This is a genomic window from Dysgonomonas sp. Marseille-P4677 (genome assembly GCF_016652235.1).
In the GTDB taxonomy this organism is placed as follows: domain Bacteria; phylum Bacteroidota; class Bacteroidia; order Bacteroidales; family Dysgonomonadaceae; genus Dysgonomonas.
Window position 1 is genome coordinate 1 of the sequence record NZ_JAEPKU010000241.1, and the last position, 2,401, is coordinate 2,401.

General features: G+C 32.2%; 1 protein-coding gene. It reads right to left on the bottom strand.

The genetic code is table 11. The annotated features are described in order from the left end of the window. Window positions 1-727: 727 nt before the first annotated feature. The coding region (locus JGH11_RS19725) for a hypothetical protein (protein WP_201114636.1) at window positions 728-2,401 on the bottom strand (1,674 nt) is incomplete at its 5' end.

Below are 2,401 nucleotides of genomic sequence, written 5' to 3' on the forward strand. Positions count from 1 at the left end.
GGATGATGTTTGCTAGGTTGTGTATCGGCTCTGGGTACTTTTGAAAATCGCTAAATCTTTAAAAATAAAAGGCTTAGCGATTTTACTTTACCTTTTATGTCCGCAATATGTCCGCATTATTACGAGAGTTTGAATAGTAATTGAAATCTAGACAAATATTTTTTCAGTTATATATTGTTTCTAGGTACTTTTTCCTAATTTATACAATAAATACGAAAAACCGATTTTATCTTCGTTGTTAACTGTTGCAAATCAACGAATATCTCATAGTTAGCTATGTTTTCACTATATATAAAAACGTCTTTTTTAGAAGTAATCTTATTAAATTCGACAATCATATTTTTTTAACCAAGTAGATATTCCTATTTGAAATTCTGTTTTTATCAAAAACAAATTTCTTATATAATTTAAGCAGATTGTATACTCTGGGAAATTTCGTTAAAATCAATTTCAAATATAATTCAATTAGATGTCAATATTGACATAAGATAGGACTTACAAAATCATAAAGATTGCCTTGTTTCCTTATATAGTTCCAAAAAGTATATCACCAGACTCTTTAGATGTATTGATGGGAAATAATCGTTCTTTTAATAAGGCAAAAACAACTTTTAAATATGGGCTCAATTTTATTATGCAAGTTCTGTTTAATACTGAAAATAAATCAGATATAAATGTGTTTGTTTTTTTGTCATGTACTTAAGATCATGAGTTATGATTATCAGTTCTACCACCATATTTGCTCATTATTTTCATAGGTAAATATTCGTTCTTCCTTACCTTTGGTGTGATTGTGGAGAAGAAAGAGGGCATTAGACGGGCAATTTTTGTACTGGAGTTGAAGCTCGTTTGCGATTTGTTTTCCTAAAGATTGCCAACTATTATTATCCCAATACATCAATTCATATTCATCTCCTATTTCTATACAATTCCCATCATTTCTAGGTAAGAAACTTATGTGGCCAATACTAACTGGTGTTCCAAAGTCCATACCTACCCAACAGTTATCAGACTGAGATGCATCAAAAAAAGTGAGAGCATTTCTGTCAAAAACAGCATCTCTCGTATATCCTTCATTTAATGGCCGCCATGAACCTTCTGTGCCAATTACTTTTCCTGAAATCTCTTTTCCTGATTTTTTTTCATAAAAATATAATTCTGCCATATTACAGTGCCCTCCATTTGGTGAACAATACCTCCAATAGCGATATTTCACATCTACATTATTTAGCATAATCTGCTTTGAAACAACTGCCCGTTCTTTGATAATATGTATATCGACGGTTGATGAATCTGTAAACAAAGAGTCATTTGATGCTTGAAATTTACCATTTATAACCCTATATGAGACATGATGCATATTTTCCATAGGAGGATACTTTCTGTACAAAAAGATATCTCTTTTTTGCGTCTTATCTGCTTTTAGAACAACACATTCTCCATTTATTGTTAATAATATAGGGTCAGAGAAGGCTTCTATCCCTGCCTTTGTAAAGTGAACTGGCAGGTAAACAATATCTTTCCCCATTTTCTCAAAAGTAAAACTCTTTTTACTTTTTCTTGCCCAATGTATTGGCCTCCAATTTTGGTCATCAAAAACAGCAAGATAAGCATAATTCTGTTTGGATTTTGTAATATCATTAACTTTTATATCTACTGTTTTGAGATAATCCGTTGTAACATCCTTTAAAAAAGGCTCATTAAATGGTGAGGGTACGAATCTCTCTTCTTTAATCATTTGTACTAAATCTTTATTAATTGCATACGTTTTTCTGAAAACTTTAGCCATCTTATGATCTTGTTTGTGTGGTCTAGCCGGCGCACCATCTGCACCTTCAAAAATGACGGTTTTCCCTGAATTCTCAAGTAATACGCACCAGGTATGCCCCAAACTCCTAAACGGCCATTGAGGGGTAAAGTCCATTGCGCACGGAATACCTTTGGCCCTCATTATAGCTATGCCTAATGTGTTGTAATCATCACATACCCCAAATGGTATTTTTGTTAACGTACTTACTTTTTTTACTGGTAACGGATATTTATTTATAAGTCTAGGGTGTATAAAGTTACGTAAAGCTTCATTGACAGTTTCGCATGCTCTATAAGGAGAATATTTGTACAACTCACAATATTTATGATCCCTCAAGTCCCCATCACAAAAATTGAGAAGATAGCTTCTCCAGTCTTCCAGATCCTGCTGCTCAATAACTTTATAAGGTAAAATGAATTCGCAAAATGTATCAAAATTGACATGCCTAGCCCAATTCGATTCTGTCCACGCTGAAAAAGATGCATCTATATTTTTTATGAGATAATCCGCTGTTATAATATTTAAATCATTTACATATTTTTGAGGTAAAGGAAAACTATCAATAATACCACAATATATACTATCTTTAAT